The organism is Chromobacterium haemolyticum DSM 19808 (assembly GCF_000711885.1).
In the GTDB taxonomy this organism is placed as follows: Bacteria; Pseudomonadota; Gammaproteobacteria; order Burkholderiales; family Chromobacteriaceae; genus Chromobacterium; species Chromobacterium haemolyticum.
Map to the genome: position 1 here is coordinate 1 of NZ_JONK01000029.1, position 18,067 is coordinate 18,067.

At 64.1% G+C, this 18,067-nt stretch carries 16 protein-coding genes and 1 tRNA gene; 6 read left to right on the top strand and 11 right to left on the bottom strand.

Annotation, left to right across the window (positions count from 1 at the left end):
- Position 1 precedes the first annotated feature (1 nt).
- Positions 2-77, bottom strand: a tRNA-Val gene (locus BR71_RS15610).
- A 218-nt stretch (positions 78-295) separates the two neighbouring features.
- Here BR71_RS15610 and BR71_RS15615 point away from each other — a divergent pair.
- Together BR71_RS15615 and tilS are read left to right on the top strand one after the other, a co-directional pair.
- Positions 296-1,261, top strand: a complete 966-nt coding sequence (locus BR71_RS15615) for an acetyl-CoA carboxylase carboxyltransferase subunit alpha (protein WP_019101652.1) — start codon at positions 296-298, stop codon at positions 1,259-1,261.
- A 61-nt stretch (positions 1,262-1,322) separates the two neighbouring features.
- Entirely contained in the window at positions 1,323-2,579 is a 1,257-nt protein-coding gene (gene tilS, locus BR71_RS15620) for a tRNA lysidine(34) synthetase TilS (RefSeq protein ID WP_244269651.1), read from the top strand.
- An 84-nt stretch (positions 2,580-2,663) separates the two neighbouring features.
- Here the strand turns inward: tilS and BR71_RS15625 are convergent, their stop codons facing one another.
- The 3 genes from BR71_RS15625 to BR71_RS15635 all read right to left on the bottom strand — a co-directional run bounded on the left by BR71_RS15625 (position 2,664) and on the right by BR71_RS15635 (position 4,570).
- Positions 2,664-3,380, bottom strand: coding sequence for a UDP-2,3-diacylglucosamine diphosphatase (locus tag BR71_RS15625; protein WP_043639527.1), 717 nt, complete (start codon positions 3,378-3,380; stop codon positions 2,664-2,666).
- 74 nt (positions 3,381-3,454) lie between these two features.
- Positions 3,455-3,946: a peptidylprolyl isomerase gene (locus BR71_RS15630; protein ID WP_019101655.1), complete on the bottom strand. Its 492-nt coding sequence runs from the start codon at positions 3,944-3,946 to the stop codon at positions 3,455-3,457.
- Positions 3,947-4,012: 66 nt separating this feature from the next.
- The gene (locus tag BR71_RS15635) at positions 4,013-4,570 is read right to left on the bottom strand and encodes a peptidylprolyl isomerase (protein WP_043639530.1); all 558 of its coding nucleotides are present in this window, start codon (positions 4,568-4,570) and stop codon (positions 4,013-4,015) included.
- Positions 4,571-4,815: 245 nt separating this feature from the next.
- Between BR71_RS15635 and BR71_RS15640 the strand changes: the two genes are divergently transcribed.
- The 3 genes from BR71_RS15640 (at position 4,816) to BR71_RS15650 (ending at position 8,985) form a co-directional block, all read left to right on the top strand.
- Entirely contained in the window at positions 4,816-6,117 is a 1,302-nt protein-coding gene (locus BR71_RS15640; protein WP_043639534.1) for an OmpP1/FadL family transporter, read from the top strand.
- Positions 6,118-6,243: 126 nt separating this feature from the next.
- Positions 6,244-8,013 (top strand): ABC transporter transmembrane domain-containing protein, encoded by a 1,770-nt coding sequence (locus BR71_RS15645; RefSeq protein ID WP_043639537.1) that lies wholly within the window; start codon positions 6,244-6,246, stop codon positions 8,011-8,013.
- A 309-nt stretch (positions 8,014-8,322) separates the two neighbouring features.
- A complete protein-coding gene (locus tag BR71_RS15650; protein WP_141111092.1) occupies positions 8,323-8,985 on the top strand; it encodes a DUF6348 family protein in 663 nt (220 codons plus the stop codon).
- A 33-nt stretch (positions 8,986-9,018) separates the two neighbouring features.
- Here the strand turns inward: BR71_RS15650 and BR71_RS15655 are convergent, their stop codons facing one another.
- From BR71_RS15655 to BR71_RS15685, 7 genes are all read right to left on the bottom strand, one after another.
- On the bottom strand, positions 9,019-10,362 hold the full coding sequence (locus tag BR71_RS15655) for a sigma-54-dependent transcriptional regulator (RefSeq protein WP_043639541.1): 1,344 nt from the start codon (positions 10,360-10,362) through the stop codon (positions 9,019-9,021).
- Positions 10,359-12,197, bottom strand: coding sequence for an ATP-binding protein (locus BR71_RS15660; RefSeq protein WP_052370676.1), 1,839 nt, complete (start codon positions 12,195-12,197; stop codon positions 10,359-10,361). The genes BR71_RS15655 and BR71_RS15660 overlap by 4 nt, the downstream gene beginning before the upstream one ends.
- Before the next feature lie 27 nt (positions 12,198-12,224).
- The gene (locus BR71_RS15665) at positions 12,225-13,016 is read right to left on the bottom strand and encodes an ABC transporter ATP-binding protein (protein ID WP_043590041.1); all 792 of its coding nucleotides are present in this window, start codon (positions 13,014-13,016) and stop codon (positions 12,225-12,227) included.
- Positions 13,017-13,169: 153 nt separating this feature from the next.
- The gene (locus BR71_RS15670; protein ID WP_019101663.1) at positions 13,170-14,000 is read right to left on the bottom strand and encodes an ABC transporter permease; all 831 of its coding nucleotides are present in this window, start codon (positions 13,998-14,000) and stop codon (positions 13,170-13,172) included.
- Between the two features lie 17 nt (positions 14,001-14,017).
- A complete protein-coding gene (locus tag BR71_RS15675) occupies positions 14,018-14,992 on the bottom strand; it encodes an ABC transporter substrate-binding protein (protein ID WP_043639545.1) in 975 nt (324 codons plus the stop codon).
- 255 nt (positions 14,993-15,247) lie between these two features.
- On the bottom strand, positions 15,248-15,664 hold the full coding sequence (locus BR71_RS15680; protein WP_043639550.1) for a hypothetical protein: 417 nt from the start codon (positions 15,662-15,664) through the stop codon (positions 15,248-15,250).
- Positions 15,665-15,999: 335 nt separating this feature from the next.
- Positions 16,000-17,043 carry a Tle-like phospholipase domain-containing protein gene (locus tag BR71_RS15685; protein ID WP_043639553.1) on the bottom strand — a complete coding sequence of 348 codons (1,044 nt, stop codon included), beginning with the start codon at positions 17,041-17,043 and terminating at the stop codon, positions 16,000-16,002.
- Between the two features lie 145 nt (positions 17,044-17,188).
- Between BR71_RS15685 and BR71_RS15690 the strand changes: the two genes are divergently transcribed.
- On the top strand, positions 17,189-17,746 hold the full coding sequence (locus BR71_RS15690; RefSeq protein ID WP_043639558.1) for a GNAT family N-acetyltransferase: 558 nt from the start codon (positions 17,189-17,191) through the stop codon (positions 17,744-17,746).
- The last annotated feature ends 321 nt before the right edge of the window (positions 17,747-18,067 follow it).

An 18,067-nucleotide genomic window follows, 5' to 3' on the forward strand; every position in this document is an offset into this window, starting at 1 on the left:
TTGGTGGGCGTTGACGGAGTCGAACCGCCGACATTCTGCTTGTAAGGCAGACGCTCTACCAACTGAGCTAAACGCCCTGAATCTTTTTCGCTGCTGCGTTTGCGTTTCAGCGAGGAGGCGAATTAAAACACAGGGTTTAAGCTTGCGCAAGTGGTCTGTCAGCAAATTTTTGCAAGTCACGGCAATTTCGAATAAAAGCTCCAAAATTTAATGTTTTTGTCAGACAGAAAGGTGACGCCGACTTTGCCGCTAAGGTATCATGCCGCCATTAGCTATTTATCGGATGATGTTAAGAATGAAGCCGACCTTTCTCGATTTTGAGCAGCCTATTGCCGAGCTCGAGAACAAAATAGAAGAACTTCGCTATGTCCAGGACGATTCGGTGCTGGATATCTCCGAGGAGATCGCGCGCTTGCAGAAGAAGAGCCAGGACTTGACCAAGACGCTCTACGCCAAGCTGACGCCGTCTCAAATCGCCATGGTGGCGCGCCATCCGCAGCGCCCTTACGCGCTCGACTATATAGAGAGTATTTTCACCGACTTCGAAGAGCTGCACGGCGACCGCGCGTTTGCCGACGATGCCGCCATCGTGGGCGGTCTGGCGCGTTTCAACGGCCAGTCGGTGATGGTGATCGGCCAGCAGAAGGGCCGGGACACCAAGGAAAAGATCCGCCGCAATTTCGGCATGCCTCACCCGGAGGGCTATCGAAAGGCCCTGCGTCTGATGAAGCTGGCCGAGAAGTTCGGCATCCCGGTAATCACCTTGGTGGACACTACCGGCGCGTGGCCCGGCATTGGCGCGGAAGAGCGCGGCCAATCCGAAGCCATTGGCCGCAACCTCTATGAAATGACCCGCTTGCGCGTGCCCGTCATCGTCACGGTGATAGGCGAGGGCGGTTCGGGCGGCGCTTTGGCCATCGCGGTGGGCGATTGCGTCAATATGCTGCAATACGCTACTTATTCGGTGATTTCGCCTGAAGGCTGCGCTTCCATCTTGTGGAAGACCGCCGAACGCGCGTCCGACGCCGCGGAGGCTCTGGGCATTACCGCGCCGCGCTTGAAGACCTTGGGTCTGATCGACCGCGTGGTCAACGAGCCCGTGGGCGGCGCGCATCGCGATCACGCTCAAATGATGGCGACGCTGAAGCGAGTGCTGCAGGAAGAGTTGAAAGACTTGACCAGCAAGCCGATCGACGAGTTGCTGAAAACCCGTTTCGACAGATTGATGAGTTATGGCCGCTTCAAGGAAGCCGCAGCCTGACCCGCTCGAATCACTGTTAAGCCATTGGCCGGACGAATTGTCCGGCCAATGTGCTTTTGAGGTGGGCTTGAGCGGAGGCCTGGATTCGGTGGCGCTGCTGGCCTTGCTCTGCCGCGCGCGCGCGCGCCGTCCCGAGTTGGAGATCCGCGCGGTGCACGTGCACCATGGTTTGAGTCCAAACGCCGACGCCTGGGCCGAACATTGCCGCGTCTTGTGCGCGACATTGGACGCGCCTTTGCGGGTGGAGCGGGTGAGCGTGGTCTTGAGCGGCGGCGATAGCCTGGAGGCGGTGGCCCGCGAAGCGCGCTATCAAGCGTACCGGCGCTCCGCCGCCAGCGTGGTGGTCTTGGCGCATCATCTGGACGACCAGACGGAAACCGTGCTGCTGCAATTGCTGCGCGGCGGCGGCGCGCGCGCCTTGGCGGCGATGCCGGCCTTGCGCAAGCTGGAAGCGGAGGGCCCCTGGTTGTGGCGGCCCTTGCTGGGCTTGCGCAGGCGGCAGCTGGAGGACTTTGTCCGGGCTCAGGGCTTGAGCTGGGTTGAGGACGAAAGCAATCTGGACGAGCGCTGGCGGCGTAATTTTCTACGCCAGCGTTTGCTGCCGCAACTGGAGGCGGCGGTTCCGGATTATCGTCGTCATCTGACGCGCTCGGCCGGCTTGCTGTCGGACGCCGCCGCTGTGTTGGACGAGGTGGCGGCGCAGGATCTGGCCGTTTGTCGCAATGACGGTGGTCTGGATTTGATCCGCTGGCGCGCTTTGTCCGCGGCCAGGCAGCGCCAGACGCTGCTGGCCTGGTTGCGCGGTTTGGGTTGGCCGGCCCCGGAGCCGGATGCGCTGGCGGAGTTTCAGCGTCAGGCGCTGGAGGCCGGCGCCGGCAGTTGTCCGCGGCTGAGTCTGGCGCGGGGCTTGCTGTACCGTTACCGCGATGGACTGTTCGCCTTGTCGGCGCTGCCGGCTCCGGGAGCCGTGGCGCTTGGACCGGTGGACCCGACGACGGAGCGCGTGTCGGCGGAGTGGGGCGGGGCGCTGAGTTGGGATTGGCGGTCGCGCGGCCTGTCGGCGGACACATTGGCGCGAGGCTTGATTCTGCGGCCGCGCGAGGGCGGAGAGCGCTTGATGTCGGGGGTTGGGCGCAAGCCTGTGAAGAGCTTTCTGCAGGAGGCCGGCATTGCGCCGCCCTTGCGCGAGCGCTGGCCGCTGCTGTGCGACGCCGCCGGGCATCTGCTGGCGCTGCCCGGCGTGGCGGTGGATTCTGACTTGGCCACCGAGCCGGGCTGGTGGCCGCAGTGGCGGCCGCTGCCCACGGCGCCGCGCTGATGCGAAAAACGCCCGTCGATTCGGCGGGCGTTTTTCATTTGCAATGTCTTGTCCCGCGACGCGGGCCAGACTTTGAACAGGCTTTTAGGCGGCGCTCAGCGGCAGGCTGACGATGCCCTCATCGTCCAGCCGCAGATAGCCGCCCTGACCGCCATGCCAATCCTGGATCACCCAGCGCTCGGACTCTCCATGCCGGTGGATTGCAGGGCGGTGGGTGTGGCCGTGGATCAGCGTTGGCCAGTCGTGCTCGGCCAGCAGCGCTTCGACGGCGTCGGCGGCGACGTCCGAAATCTCTGTCAGCCCGTTTTGCCGTTTGGCCATTTCGCTTTGCTGGCGCGCTTGGCGTGCGATCGCGTGGCGCTCGGCCAGCGGCCGAGCCAGCATCGCCTGCTGCCACTGAGGGTTGCGGCTGACGGCCCGAAATTGCTGGTAGGCAGTGTCGCCGGTGCACAGCGCGTCGCCGTGGCTGAGCAGGCAGCGACGGCCATGGGCTTCAATCAAGGTGGGGTCGTTCAGCAGCCGCGCGCCGCTGCGTTGACAGAAGCCCTCGCCCAGCAGGAAGTCGCGGTTGCCATGCATCACATACAGCGGCGTGATGGCGGCGAAGGCGCGCATCGCGGCCAGCGGCGTTTCCAGAAACGGCGAATCGTCGTCGTCGCCCACCCAGTATTCGAACAGATCGCCCAGGATGTAGAGCGCGTCGATCCGGCCTTGCCAGGCTTGCAGCGTGTCCAAAAACAAGCGGTTCAGCGCCGGTGTGTCGTCCGCCAGGTGCAGGTCGGAAATGAAGTGAATGGCCATGTCGCGTGCGGATGAGTTGAAGCCCGGCCGGGCGGCCGGGCTGGGAGCGCCGCGCGTTGCGCGGCGTCTGCGAATCAAATGATTTCGGCTTTCTCGATCACCACGGCTTCGGCCGGCACGTCCTGATGCGGGCCGCTGCGACCGGTGCGCACAGCCTTGATGCTGTCCACCACGTCCTGGCCTTCCACAACCTGGCCAAACACGGCGTAGCCCCAGCCTTGGGCGCTTTCCGATTTGAAATCCAGGAAGTCGTTGTCGGACACGTTAATGAAGAACTGGGCGGATGCCGAGTGCGGGTCCATGGTGCGGGCCATGGCCACGGTGTAGGTCTTGTTGGACAGGCCGTTGTTGGCCTCGTTCTCGATCGGCGCGTTGGTCGGCTTTTGCGACATGTCGGCGGTGAAGCCGCCGCCCTGGATCATGAAGCCGTTGATCACGCGGTGGAAGATGGTGCCGTCGTAATGGCCGCTCTTTACGTACTCTTCAAAGTTGGCGGCGGTTTTCGGGGCTTTGTCGGCGAACAGTTCCAGTACGATGGCGCCGAAGTTGGTGGTCAGTTTGATCATGGTGTTTCCTTGATGACGGGCAGGCCGGTTAGCGGCCTGCCGGTATGAAAGAGGTTGCGGAAAAGCTTAAGGCTTGATGGTGACTTTCTGAATCACAATAGGCTCGAACGGCACGTCGCTCATGCCGTTCATGCTGCCGGTGCGGGTCTTGGCGATGCGGTTGACCACGTCCATGCCGCGGGTCACCTTGCCGAACACGGCATAGCCGGCGCCTTGGGGCGTCGGGGATTTGTAGTCGAGAAAGTCGTTGTTGGCCACGTTGATGAAGAACTGGGCGGTGGCGGAATTCGGGTCCGCGGTGCGGGCCATGGCGATGGTGCCAATGCCGTTCTTCAGGCCGTTGTTGGCCTCGTTGGCGATGGCGGCGCGGGTGGGTTTTTGATTCAGCTTAGTGTCGAAGCCGCCGCCCTGGATCATGAAGCCGTCAATCACGCGGTGGAACACGGTGCCGTTGTAGTGGCCGGCCTTGGCGTAGGCGACGAAGTTTTCCACGGTCTTGGGCGCTTTGGCCGAGTCCAGCGCAATCTCGATATTGCCCTTGTTCGTGATCATTTCCACTGTCGGCGAGGCCAGGGCCACGGCGGGCAGCGCGCTCAACGCCAGCATGCTCAGCATTCGTTTCATGGTTGCTTTATTCAACAGGGTTATGAGGAGCCGCCAATATTAGCACAGCCTTTTGATTCAGCGCATGGCGCGGTCTGCTTATGCTTTTTGCGTGTTGTGGTCTTCTTGTTTTTTTAAAAAATAGTATTTAGACTCCACTCCCTAAAAATTGTGTGATCGCTATCTATTTAAATAGCATAACTTCCGCGCGCAAGCGCGGTTTCCATAACAAAGGCGGCAGCCGCCGCCGGGGTAGATATAAAAAAATGAAAGCATTCGCACCTTCCTCCGTTCGCATTATTCCCGCGCTGGTGGCCGGCCTTCTGGCGGCCGCGCCGCTGGCTCACGCAGCCGGCTTCCAATTGTCCGAGCAGAGCGTGACAGGCTTGGGCCGCGCCCACGCCGGCGCCGGCATGGTGGGCGACGACTTGTCCGCCGTATTCTACAACCCGGCCGGCATGACCCTGCTTGAAGGCACACAGGTGCAAGGCGGTTTCACTTACGCTGAAATCGACGCGCCGTTTGAAGGCAAGGGCGGCTTCCCGGCCGCGCGCCAAGGCAGCGACAACGGCCGCGCCAAGGCCGAGGTGATCCCCAACGCTTATCTGGTGCATCAGTTGAACGACCGCGTCCGCCTGGGCCTGGGCATCACCGTGCCCTTCGGTCTTGGCGCCAGCTATGGCGATAACTGGGTGGGCCGCAACCACGGCATTTCCAGTTCCATCATGACCGTGGACTTCAACCCGTCCTTTGCTTACAAACTGGACGACAAGTGGAGCTTCGGCGCCGGCGTGTCGGCTCAATACGCCAAGGCCGATCTGAAGCAGGGCGCGTTTTTCCAGGGCGCCACCGGCGAGATCGACGCCGACAGCTGGGCCTACGGTTACAACCTCGGCTTGATGTACGCGTTCAATCAGGACAACCGCGTTGGTCTGTCCTATCGCTCCAAGCTGAACCACAAGGCGCGCGGCGATTACAAAGCCAGTGGCTTCAACCAAGCCTCGCTGCCGGGTACTTCGATCCCGTTGCCGCAAAAGTTCCACATTGACGGCACCTACGCAGGCGGCGCCGACGTCACCACGCCGGAATCGCTGCTGCTGTCCGGCTTTAGCCGTCTGAACAGCAAATGGGCCTTGAGCGCCACCGCGCGCTGGACCAACTGGAGCCGCTTCGACCAACTGGTTATCAAGGGCAACCCGATAGCTGAGACCGTTATCGACAACCACTGGAAAGCCAGCTGGCTGTTCTCGGTGGGCGCCGACTACACCTTCAACGAGCAACTGACGCTGCGCAGCGGCGTGGGTTATGAAACCAGCCCGGTGCGCGACGCCAGCTATCGCAACCCGCTGATTCCGGACACCGACCGCGTCTGGCTGAGCCTGGGCGCCAGCTATAAGGCCAGCAAGCAGCTGACCGTAGACGCCGGCTACACCTATCTGATGGGCGTGGGCGACCGCGACATCAACCATACCGCCGCGAGCCCGTTGGGCAACGGCGACACGCTGCAAGGCTCTTACAGCTCCATCCGCGGCCACCTGCTGGGCGTGCAGATGCAGTACAAGTTCTAATCCAAGAAAGCATGACTTTCCCGCCGCCGCCGGCTTCGCCCGCGGCGGTTTTTTCATGCACGGGGGTGCGGTTTGCCCAACGGCAGGCTAGAGTAGGGCGCTGTGCTTCATGGAGCGTCTCTCCTCATGTCCGTTGCATCTTCCCCATGGCTGCGGCTGAGCCCGCTGGCCGGCTTGCTGCCCTATCTGCGTCCGTACCGGCTGCGCGCCTGGTTGGCCCTGCTGGCCCTGATCGTGGCCGCCGCCGCCACCTTGCTGCTGCCGGTGGCTTTTCGCTTCCTGATCGACCACGGCTTCAGCCAGCGCGCGGCGGCGGATATCAACCGCTATTTCCTCGGCCTGTTTGGCGTGGCGACGGTGTTGGCGCTGGCCACCGCGCTGCGCTTTTATTGCGTGTCCTGGCTGGGCGAGCGCGTCACCGCCGACATCCGTCGAGCGGTGTACCAACATGTGATCCGGGTTAGCCCGGAATACTTTGAAGTCACCCAGACAGGCGAAGTGCTGTCCCGGCTGACCACCGACACCACTCTGGTGCAGACGGTGATCGGCACCAGCCTGTCCATGGGCCTGCGCAACGCCTTGCTGATGTTGGGCGGCCTGGCCATGTTGATGGCCACCAGCCCCAGCCTGACCGCTTACATCCTGGTGACGCTCTTGCTGGTGGTCTTGCCCATCGTGGTCTTCGGGCGCAGGGTGCGGACCTTGTCCCGCTCCAGTCAGGACCGCATCGCGGATTCCAGCGCCATCGCCGGCGAAACCCTGAATGCGATTCCGACGGTGCAGGCTTTCAATCAGCAGGCGCGGGAAAGCCGCCGCTTCGGGGAATCGGTGGAAACCAGTTTCGACGCCGCGCTGGCGCGGATCCGCGCCCGCTCCTGGCTGACCGTGGCGGTGATTCTCCTGATCTTCGGCGCCATTGTTTTCGTTCTATGGCTGGGCGCGCACGCGGTGCTGGAGGGCACGATGAGCGCCGGCCAGCTGGGGCAATTCATCTTGTACGCGGTGGTCACCGCCGGCGCCATCGGCGCGCTGGCGGAAGTGTGGGGGGATGTGCAGCGGGCGGCTGGCGCCACCGAGCGGCTGATGGAATTGTTGTCCCTGCGTTCGCCGGTGACGGAGCCGGCCGCGCCGCGGGCTCTGCCGCCCGGGCCCGCCGGCCTGGAGCTGCGCGATGTCGATTTCGCCTACCCGTCCCGCCCTGGTCAGCCTTCGCTCAGCGGCGTCCGGCTTAGCGTGCGCCCCGGCGAGCATGTGGCGCTGGTGGGCCCGTCCGGCGCGGGCAAGTCCACCTTGTTTCAGCTCTTGCTGCGGTTTTACGATCCTCAGCAGGGACAGGTATTGCTGGGTGGCGTGGATGTGCGCGAACTGTCGTTTGCCGATTTGCGCGGTCATGTGGGCGTGGTGTTGCAGGATTCGGTGATTTTCGGCGCCAGCGCCTTGGAGAACATCCGCTACGGCAAACCGGAGGCCAGCGATGAGGAAGTGCGGGCCGCGGCCCGCGCCGCCGCCGCGGACGGCTTCATCGAAAAGCTGCCGCAGGGCTACGACACCTATCTGGGCGAACGCGGCGTGCGTTTGTCCGGCGGCCAGCGCCAGCGCATCGCCATCGCCCGCGCCATTCTGAAGAATCCGCCTTTGTTGCTGCTGGACGAAGCCACCAGCGCCTTGGACGCTGAATCGGAACAATTGGTGCAACAGGCGCTGGAACGGGCCGCGCAAAATCGCACCACCCTGGTGATCGCTCACCGGCTGGCTACGGTCAAGCAGGCGGACCGCATCGTGGTGCTGGACCAGGGCCGCATCGTGGCGGAGGGCAACCATCAGAGCCTGTTGGCCGGCTCGCCCTTGTACGCGCGGCTGGCGGCTTTGCAGTTCGCCGACGGCTGCGACGCTTGAGAATCTGTTTGATGCCTGCCGCGCTTGATGGAAGGCCGCACGGCGAGTACGGAGAACCTATTCAAAGCCTGCTGCGCTTCGTGGAGCGTTGCACGGTGAGTACAAGCTCACAATGCTCATTCACCCCTCGACCATTCCGCTTTCTCAACGGTTTTCGCCTTGTCTCGCTCTTGCTCTCTGGAGCGTAAACACGTTCTAAAACCGCTGATGCGCCCAGATGGCGGAACGTGGCCGAGTTTGCGCTAGCGGGCATCGAGGCGGGCGGTGGTACACTGCCGGCCTCGCAACTGAATCAAAAGGATGGCTATTGTGTCTGCCCACACTCCGGAAGCCCAAACCGCCCTGAACCCTACGCCGCTGCTGGCGCAAATATTGGCTGCTCACGGCTTGCCTTGTCAGGAAGCTAAGGGCTGGTTGTTGCCGCACGGCCAGTTGCCGGCTATCGGCGCTCATTGGACGCCGGGGGAGAACAATGGCCGGTTGGATGTCCACGTGCTGTTGGACAACGATATCCGCATGATGGAAAGCTTCGCGGGTCTGGGCGCTGGACAGGAAGGGCTGAACGACGCCCTGGAAAACTTCAGCGCCAACGTGCTGCATGTGCTGTTGGCCGGCCTATGGGGCATCGCCGACGAGGCCCAGGTCACTGAACGACGCTGGGAAATCGCCGGCCGAGAATATATGGCCTACATTGGCAACTTCGGTTTGCGCGGCGCCGCCGAGCGGCTGGAGCAGTCTTTGTTCGAGGCGCTGTTCCGCCAGGCAGCCACCGCGCTGCGAGCGGAAACGCTGGGGGGCGACGCGCATTGGTCCCGGCTGTTCTTCTGCAATCTGAACGGCGAGTTCGTCTCCGAGGCGCTGTTGGACAATCAGCGCTGGGAAGCGGGCCTGAGTCTACTGGACGCGCTGCCGTGGCCGACGGCCCAGGGCTATTACAGTTTGCGCCACTTTATGCTGCTGCGCGCGGTGTGAGGCGGTTGTGGAGTGCAGATCGTGAACACGTTCTCAGGCGCGGTAGCCATCCGGGTCTATGCCGTGCTTGGCGAACTTGTTGTACAGCGTCTTGCGCGGAATGCCCAGCAGTTCGGCCGCCTGCATCACTTGGCCCTGGGTGCGCAGCAGCGCCTGTTCGATCAATTGTTTCTCGTAGGCGTCCACCCTCGCGTCCAGCGCGCTGGGCGCGTAGGCCGCCGGTTCGCCGCCGTCCGGCGCCACGCCCAGCACATAGCGTTCCGCCGCGTTGCGCAGCTCGCGCACATTGCCCGGCCACGTCTGCGCCTGCAGGCGTCCCAATAAGGCTGGCGGCGTGTCCGGCGCCGGCCGGTTGAAGCGCGCCGCCGCTTGTTCCACAAACCACTGGAACAGGTCCGGAATGTCCTCGCGCCGCTCACGCAGCGGCGGCAGCCGCAGCGACACCACGTTGAGCCGGTAGTAAAGGTCTTCGCGGAAGCGCCGTTCCCGGCTGGCCAGGGCCAGATCGTCCTTGGTGGCGGCCACCACCCGGCAGTCCACCGGGATCAGGCTGTTGGAGCCCAGCCTTTCCACCACACGCTGTTGCAGCACCCGCAAGAGTTTCGCTTGCAGGGCCAGCGGCATGCCTTCGATTTCGTCGAGGAAGAGGGTGCCGCCGCTGGCGTACTCTATCTTGCCGATGCGGCGCTTGAGCGCGCCGGTGAAGGCCCCGGCCTCGTGGCCGAAAATCTCGCTCTCGAAAATGGATTCCGGCAGGCCGGCGCAGTTCAGCGGCACGAAATGACGCTCGCGGCGACGGCTCCAGGCGTGCAGCGCCTGCGCCACCATTTCTTTGCCGGTGCCGGTTTCGCCGTGAATCAGCACATCGGCGTCGGTGTCGGCGATATTGGCCAGCGTTTCGCGCAGCGCCTGCATTGCCGGGCTGCGGCCTATCAACACCGGGCCGTTGCTGCGCGCCAGGCTGGCGCGCAGTTCTCGGTTTTCCAGCGTTAGCCGGCGTTTGTCCAGCGCGCGCTGCACTGTCTCGGTCAAGCGGCCCGGCGCATAGGGCTTCTCGATGAAGTCGTAGGCGCCGGCGCGGGTGGCCGACACCGCCATTGCGATGTCGCCGTGGCCGGTGACCAGGATGACCGGCAGTTCCCGGTCCAGGCTCAGCGCCTGCTCCATCAGTTCCAGGCCGCTGAGTCCCGGCAGGCGGACATCGCTGAGCAGCACCGCGCGCTCGTCCCGCCTTAGCGCGGCCAGCGCGCTTTCGGCATCGGTGAAGGATTGCACCGGCAGGCCGGCCAGCTCCAGCGATTGCAGCGTGGCCATGCGCACGGCCGGGTCGTCTTCAACATAAATTACGCCCACGGGGGCGCTGAGGGTGGGCGTCATGGCGTGGACTCGCAAGGCCAGTTGATGATGAAGCAGGCGCCGCCTTCCGGATGGTTGCCGGCTTCGATGCGTCCGCCGGACTGCTCGACGATCTCCTGCACGATGGCCAGCCCCAGTCCCAGGCCCTGGCCGCGCGGCTTGGTGCTGTAGAAAGGCTCGAACAGGTGAGGCAAATCGGCGTCGGCGATGCCGGGGCCGTGGTCGCGCAGACGGAATTCCAGCATGCCCGCTTTATGCAGCAGGCTGATCTCCAGCCGGCCTTGCGGTTGCGGCCGCATCGCGTCTATGGCGTTGCCCAGCAGATTGGTGAACACCTGTTCCAGGCCGATGGCGTCGCAGGCGATGTCCGGGCAGCGTGGAGGCAGGTCCAGCTCCAGCGCGACCCGGGCTTCGCGCAGCGCCGGCTGCAGCAGCGTCAGCGTGTCTTGCAGCGCGGAGAGCGGATTGGTCTGGCCCAGCGGGCCGCGGTGGCGGCGGGCAAAGGTTTTCAGATCCCGGGTGATGTGGGCGATGCGCTCCACGAGTTGGGAAATCTGACCCAGATTGTCGCTGGCGGCGTCAGGGCGGCCGCGTTGCAGCAGGGTCACCGCGTTGTCGGCGAAGGCGCGCAGCGCCGCCAGAGGCTGGTTGATCTCATGCGCCACCCCTGCCGCCATCTGGCCCAGCGCGGCCAGCTTGCTGGCTTCGGCCAGCTGGCCGCGGGTAATGCGCAGGCTGTTTTCGGTCTGGATGCGCTCGCGGATCTCCGCCGACAACTGAGTGTTGCTCAGCGCCAGGTCGCGGGTTCGCTCCGCCACCTTGCGCTCCAACTGGTCGTGCGCTTGTTGCAGGGCCTGTTGCGCCGCCAGTTGCTCGCGCAGCCGGCGCAGCCTCAGCCGCCAGTAGTGCCACAGCGTCAGCAGGCCCAGTCCGCTGGCCAGCAGCGTGCTCATGATGGCCAGCAGGGTGAGGTTGCGGCCGTGCATGTCCACCAGCAGGGTCAGTGTCCAGCCGGTTTGCGGCAAGGTCTGGCGGATTTGAAGGTAGCGGCCCGCCAGCAGTTTGCGTTCGCTGTCCGGCGCCAGCCAGGCCTGCTGACGCCAGCCTGTGTGGGGCTGCAGCAGCGCGAAGGGGTGCAGTTTGGCGCCCAGGTATTGGCGGGTGGCGTCAATCTGGCGACGGACTGTCGGCGGCAGCGGTTGCAAGGTGGCGAATTTCCAGTCCGGATTGGCGCTGAGAAAGGCCACGCCGTGCCGGTCGCTGACCAGCACCGGCTCGGCGCCCTTGCGCCAGGCTTCTTCCAGCGGCGCCAAGCTGACTTTGACCACCGCCACGCCCACGACGCGGCGGCCGGACAACACCGGCCAGGACAGGAAATAACCTGGCTCGCGGCTGGTGCTGCCTATGCCGTAAAAGCTGCCGGACTGGCCGGCCAGCGCTTGTTGGAAATAGGGGCGGAAGGCGTAGCTGTTGCCGACGAAGCTGTACGGCGACATCCAGTTGCTGGACGCCAGCGCGATGCCGTCCACGTTGACGATGAACAGCGCCGAGGTGCGCGACTGCCGGTTCACTTGCTCCAGATAGCGGTTCAGCGCCTCCACCCGCCGCGGGTTGCGCGGGTCCGCCAGCAGGTTGAGGATGTCCTGGTTCAGCGCCAGCACATAGGGCAGGTAGCGGTACTGCTCCAGCGTGGCGCCTAGATTGGCTGCGTGCATCTCCGCCCGATGCCGGCCCTCGCGCTCCGCTTCGGTCAACAGCATGCGGCTGGCCAAGACCCAACCGCCGCCCAGCGCCAAGGCCAGCAAGACGAGGGAAGGCAGGCTTTTCAGCAGGAAACGCAACGCGCGTGCGAGCATGGCGGCGGATCGGGAATCGGCGATGCCTCAGTCTACCGCAGCTTGCAGTTCCGCGGCTTCATGGCGTGAATGTTCCTCCATCACCAGCCGGGTCAGCTCCCGCTTCAGGTCGTTGAAACCCGGCGCGCTGGGGTCGCGCGGGCGCGGCAGCTCCACCCGCACGTCGCGCTTGATGGTGCCGGGGCGGTAGGTCATCACCACCACCCGGTCCGCCAGATAGATGGATTCCTCGATGCTGTGGGTGACGAAGATGATGGTCTTGCCGCTCTCCTGCCAGATGCGCAGCAACTCGTCCTGCAAGGAGCGCCGTGTCAGCGCGTCCAGCGCGCCGAAGGGTTCGTCCATCAGCATCACCGGCGAATCCAGCGCCAACACCCGCGCGATGGCCACCCGCTGGCGCATGCCGCCGGACAGGTCCTTGGGGAAACGGTGACGGAAATCGCGCAGGTGCAGCTTGTCCAGCAGCGGCTCCACGGCGGCGCGAATCTCGGCCGGACCGCGCTTCTGGATTTCCAGGCCAAAGCCGATGTTCTGTTCCACCGTCATCCACGGGAACAGCGCGTATTCCTGGAATACCATGCCGCGGTCCGGTCCCGGCGCGGCGACGCGTTGGCCGGCCACCAGGATCTCGCCGCCGCTGGGCGGCGCGAAGCCGGCGATGGCATTGAGCAAGGTGGATTTGCCGCAGCCGGAGGGGCCCAGCAGGCAGACGAACTCGCCGGGCTGGATGTCCAGCTGGATGTCCCGCAGGGCGATCACGTCGCCGCCCGGCGTCTTGAATACTTTTTGCACCTGTTGCACTTCGATCTGGGCGCTCATGCCTTCATCCTTCCATGCCGCGCAGCGCGGCGGTGTGTTTAGCGCCGCTAACAAAACCGAGCAGCGTACCTGGGCCAAGGCGCGCCGACGCAGGTCGTACCAGTGGTACGACAAGGAGGCGCAACGCAGGGTCAGGGGTGTTGTTAGCGGTTCTTATTGGTCTATGCCGCGATGCCACTTGAGCAAGCGGTTGTTCAAGCCCTGCATCAGCATGTCGATCAACAGCCCGAGAATGCCAATCGTGACCATGCCGGCGATGACCTTGTCGGTCCAGAAATACTCGCGCGCTTCCATGATGCGGTAGCCGACGCCGCTGTTCACGGCGATCATCTCCGCCACGATCACCACGATGAAGGCGGTGCCCATGCCCACGCGCGCGCCGGTGAAGATGAAGGGCGTGGCCGCAGGCAGGATCACCCGGCGGAACAGGGTTGCGCGGCTGGCGCCCAGGTTGCGCGCGGCGCGGATATAGATGCCGTCCACATTGCGCACGCCGGAGATGGTGTTCATCAGGATGGGGAAGAAAGCCCCGATAGTGATGAGGAACACCGCCGGCGGGTTGCCCAGGCCAAACCACAGGATGGAGAGCGGGGTCCAGGCGATGGGCGGAATCGGCCGCAGGAACTGGATCAAGGGATTGAACGCCCGGTACACCGGGTCGCTGACGCCCATGAACAGCCCCAGCAGCAAGCCCAGGCCGCCACCCAGCGCGAAACCGAGCACCACACGCCACAGGCTGGCCGCCACGTCGTGGATCAGTTCGCCGGACAGCAGCCAGGACAAGTAGGCGCCGGACGAGGGGTCGTAGGCTTCCAGCGGCTGCCAGTAAGCCAGCCACTTCTGCAACACCGCCAGCGGCGAAGGCAGGATTTGCGGGTTGATCCAACCCAGGCTGGAACTGGCCTGCCAGATCAATACGATGGCGATGGGCACCGCCAGGCTGGACCAGGCTTGGCCCAGCCGGGAAAACACAGTCTGCTGCATGATTGCTCCCGCCGCCGTCAATTAACCTTGAGATCCTGCTTGGCCTTGCTCAGCAAGTCCAGCTTCACCCAGTCCGCCGCTTTGGGCGGCTTGGACATCTTGCCGATGCCGTACTGCTGCATCATGTCGGTGGTGGTCTGGATGTGGGCCACGCTCAGATCGTAGCTGTACGGGGAGTTGGAAATGGCGTCCTGGAAGTCGTCGGCGCTGATCTGGTTCTTGAACATGTTCTCACGCACGTATTTTTCCGCCAGCTTGGGATTTTTGATGAAGGTGTTGGTGGCCTCCACGAAACATTTGATCAGGCGCTCCGCCACGCCGCGGCGTTCCTTGTACATCTTCTCCGTCATCACCAGGGTGCGAATGGGTTCGCCCAGCGGGGTGTCATAGGGCTTCAGCACTTCCACGCCGAAGCCCTTGTTGATGGCTTGGGACGATTGCGGTTCGGATTGGCTCATCGCGTCGATCTGCTTGCCCATCAAAGCCTGGTTCAGGTCGGCGAAAGGCATGTAAATCACCTGCACATCCTTGCCCGGCTTGTCGGACCAGCTGAGCTTGTACTTGGCCAGCTCCGCCGCCAGCAGCAACTCCTGCGCGCCGCCGCGCGCCACGCCCACCTTCTTGCCCTTCAGGTCCTTGACGCTCTTGATGCCGCTGTCTTTGGCCGCCACGATGCGCGCGCCGCCCTTGGCGAAGCCGGCCACCGCGAAGATAGGCGCGCCGCCGGCGCGGCCGGCCACCGCCGCGTCCGCCGCGCTGGCGGCGACGTCCACCTCGCCGGCCACGATGGCGGGCATGATGTCGATGCCTTTGGCGAACATGCGTTCTTCAATCTTCAGGTCGTATTTGGGCGCGATTTCCTTCATGTAGCTGATGGCGCCGTAATGGGCGAACTTGAGGTTGCCCAATCTCACCACGTCGGCGGCGAGGGCGGGCAGCGAGAGGCCGCCGCCCAGAGCGGCGAGACAGAGCCAGGTTCGGATGCGTTGCATGGTGTTTCTCCTTTGTGGATAGGGGCCGGGCGGAGCGCGGCGACCTTTTATTTATACGACGTTTGCATTTTTTGGCGCGGCGATGCGGTTCGCTGCTTTGTAGTGGTTCTTATTAGGCAAAGCGCGTGCCAGGATGTTTTTTGCTCAAGTTGTTGATTTTTATGGAGTGGGTTGGCGGGGCGTGGCCGGATTCGGCCTGTGCCGGCCTTGCTTGTGCCAAAACCGGCTCAGGGCTTGCCGGAGAAAACAATGCAGTTATTCAATATCTGTCGGCTGTTTTCTCATCGGCCGGCGCAATGTTTCCTCCCTAAGCTGGATGCGGTCGATGTAGCCGAAGATATCGATAGGGAAGATCAGCACCTGTTCGATCAGGGCGAAGAAACCGGCCCAGTAGCCCTGCTCAGGGCCTTCCGCGGAGAAGTCGACATCGCCGGCGATGCGCGCCAGCAGCGTGTGTTTCGGGACATCGGGATTGTCCTGCACGTATTGGATGAAGTGGCCGGCGTATTCGCGCCCCAGCAGATAGGCCTGGCGATAGTCGTCGGCTGGCGGCACTTGCCAGCAGTGCACGCGCGGACTGCCTGGCATGCGCGCGGCGAACGGCAGCTCCTGATAGGGAACCGGCTGGAGGTTGGGACGGTAATGGCGACGGCTTGGGTATTTGACGGACATGCGTGCGCTCCTGTTGATTCAAGGCTGCCGGCGAGGCGGCAGGCTTATGGCAGGCGCATGGCAGGATTGGAGTTCCGGCGCCACGGACCGGCGGGTGCGAACACCCTCCCACCATGGCCTGCCCGTAGTTGGCATGACGGATGGTGCAAGGGCACGGACCGGGCGTTTGCGGCGCGGGGTCCGAGGCGGCGGGGCCAGACTCCAATCTGGGCGCAGCCGGTTGGGGCTGCGCGTTTGCGATTGTGCCTAGCGGGGATGAGGGGGTCAAGGCGACATCGGCCGCCAACGGCGCAAGGTCGCATCCCCCGGTCAGGTCCGGGCGGTGATCCGGCGCTCTAGGCGTAAAACCTCGATTGTCCTTGCCAGGCGCTGGCGACGAAGTCTTGCACATGGTCCAGGAACTTGTCGTGGCGGCCCAGGCGGCTGTCGTCGGCCTGGCGGTTTGCCGGCAGCAGGTAAAGCTGGCCGACGTGACGCACGGGCAGCAGGCCGTCCAACGCCGGCACTGGATCGCCCTGAACGCAGTAATGACGGATATGGGCAGAGGCCGCGCGCGCTTGCTCCAGATCGTTGCCGTGGCGCGTCAGCAGTTCGTTTTGCAGGCCGCGGCCGAACTGGGCGCTGCTGAAGCATTCCGCGTGGACCGGGCGCTGCGGAGTGGACAATTTCATCGCCGCATAGGCGGCCATGCCGCCGCCCAGCGAATGACCGCCGGTGCTGACGATATAGCCGGGTTCGCCGCTGCGCATCAGCGGCAGCCCGGCGGCCAGCGTTTGCAACTTGGCGGTGAGTTGGGCGGCTTGGGCGTAGCAAGCGGGGCGGCCGCCGAAAGCGGCGTTGTCGATATTGGCGCGCCATTGCCGCGCTACGCTGGCCAGGTTTTTCAGGTTGCGTTGAGCCAAGCCGCCCACATCGCGGCCGCTGGTGGTGCCGCCGAACACCAGGCGGATTTCCCCCGCCGCCTTGTTGCGGAACACATAGGCCACCAAGCCGCTTTCCGGGTCCATCAAGCGCGCCTGCTGCGGTTGAAACTCCAGCTTGCCGCCCTTGGCCAGCAGGCGCGCCAGTTCTGCGTCCGGGCTCCACTGGGTGGCGCGCAGGCTGTCCAGGTCCCGGCTGTAGGGGAAGTTGGCGAGCAGCGCGCTGTCCTTGAGCCTTTGACGGGCCGCTTCGGGGTTGAGGTTTTCCAGCGGCTGCTGCACGCAGAGGCCGTCCAGAGGATTGGCGCGCGGCGCGGCGCGCGAGGAGGCCGGGGCGTCCGCGCGGTTTTCTGTTTGTTTGAGCCGTGTCGACATCGCGTTTGGCGCGACACTGGAGCGGACGGGCTCGTCTATCGCGATCGCTTGAGGCGCGGCGGCGCGGGAAGCTTGAATGAGCATGGTGGGCGGACGCGGGTGAAGGTTGATCGCCGGATGCTAATGGGAGGCGGACGGCTTGCCTTGCAGATTTTACTCAGCCGGCGGTTACGATTCCGTGATAATGGCGGGTTCGGGACGAGTCCGCGGTGAGTGGGAAGGGGAAACGATGGATATGGAGACGGAGCGTTTATTGCTGCGCCAATGGAGGGACGAGGATCTGGCGCCCTTCGCCGCCATGGGGAGGGATCCGGAAGTGATGCGTTATTTCCCGGCGTTGTTGAGCGAGGAAGAGAGCGCGGACAGCATGGAGCGCCAACGCGGGTTGATAGCGGAGCGGGGCTGGGGGCTATGGGCGCTGGAGGAGAAAGCGTCCGGCGACTTCGTCGGTTTCGTAGGGTTGGCGGTGCCGCGAGCGGAGTTGCCGTGCATGCCCTGCGTGGAGACGGGCTGGCGCCTGCGGCGAGCATCCTGGGGCCGGGGCTACGCCACCGAGGCTGCGCGCCGGGCGCTGGCTTTTGGTTTCGAGATCTTGGGGCTGGACGAAATCGTGTCCTTCACCGCCTTGCCCAATCTGCCGTCGCAAGGCGTGATGCGGAGGCTGGGCATGCGCGATAGCGGCCGGGACTTCGATCATCCCGCCTTGGAGGCCGGGCATCCGCTGCGGCGACACTGTCTGTATCTGTTGTCGGAAGCGGAGTGGCGCGCCGCGGCGACCGAGGTTTGAGGTTGAGGGAGAAGCGATAGCCGCCGCGAGGCGGCTTTTTTATTGCCTTCGGCATGAGGTGAGGGCTGGCTTTATGCTTAATGAGCGATTTTTGCAATTCAATGGGGAACCTTGAGCTTAGGCTCTAATCTATTAGAATTTCATTGTTCTCTTATTTTTTGCGGACGGGTGGCAGCCCGGCCCGCGCCTGATGTTTCCGCCCCTGCAACAGCGTGGCTCGGATACGCGACACGCGTATTTTCGATGCGGTTTTCACGGCCGTATCGCCGAGGCGCGGCAGCGCGTAAACCGGCTCTGAAAGAACGACATGTATCCCTCCTG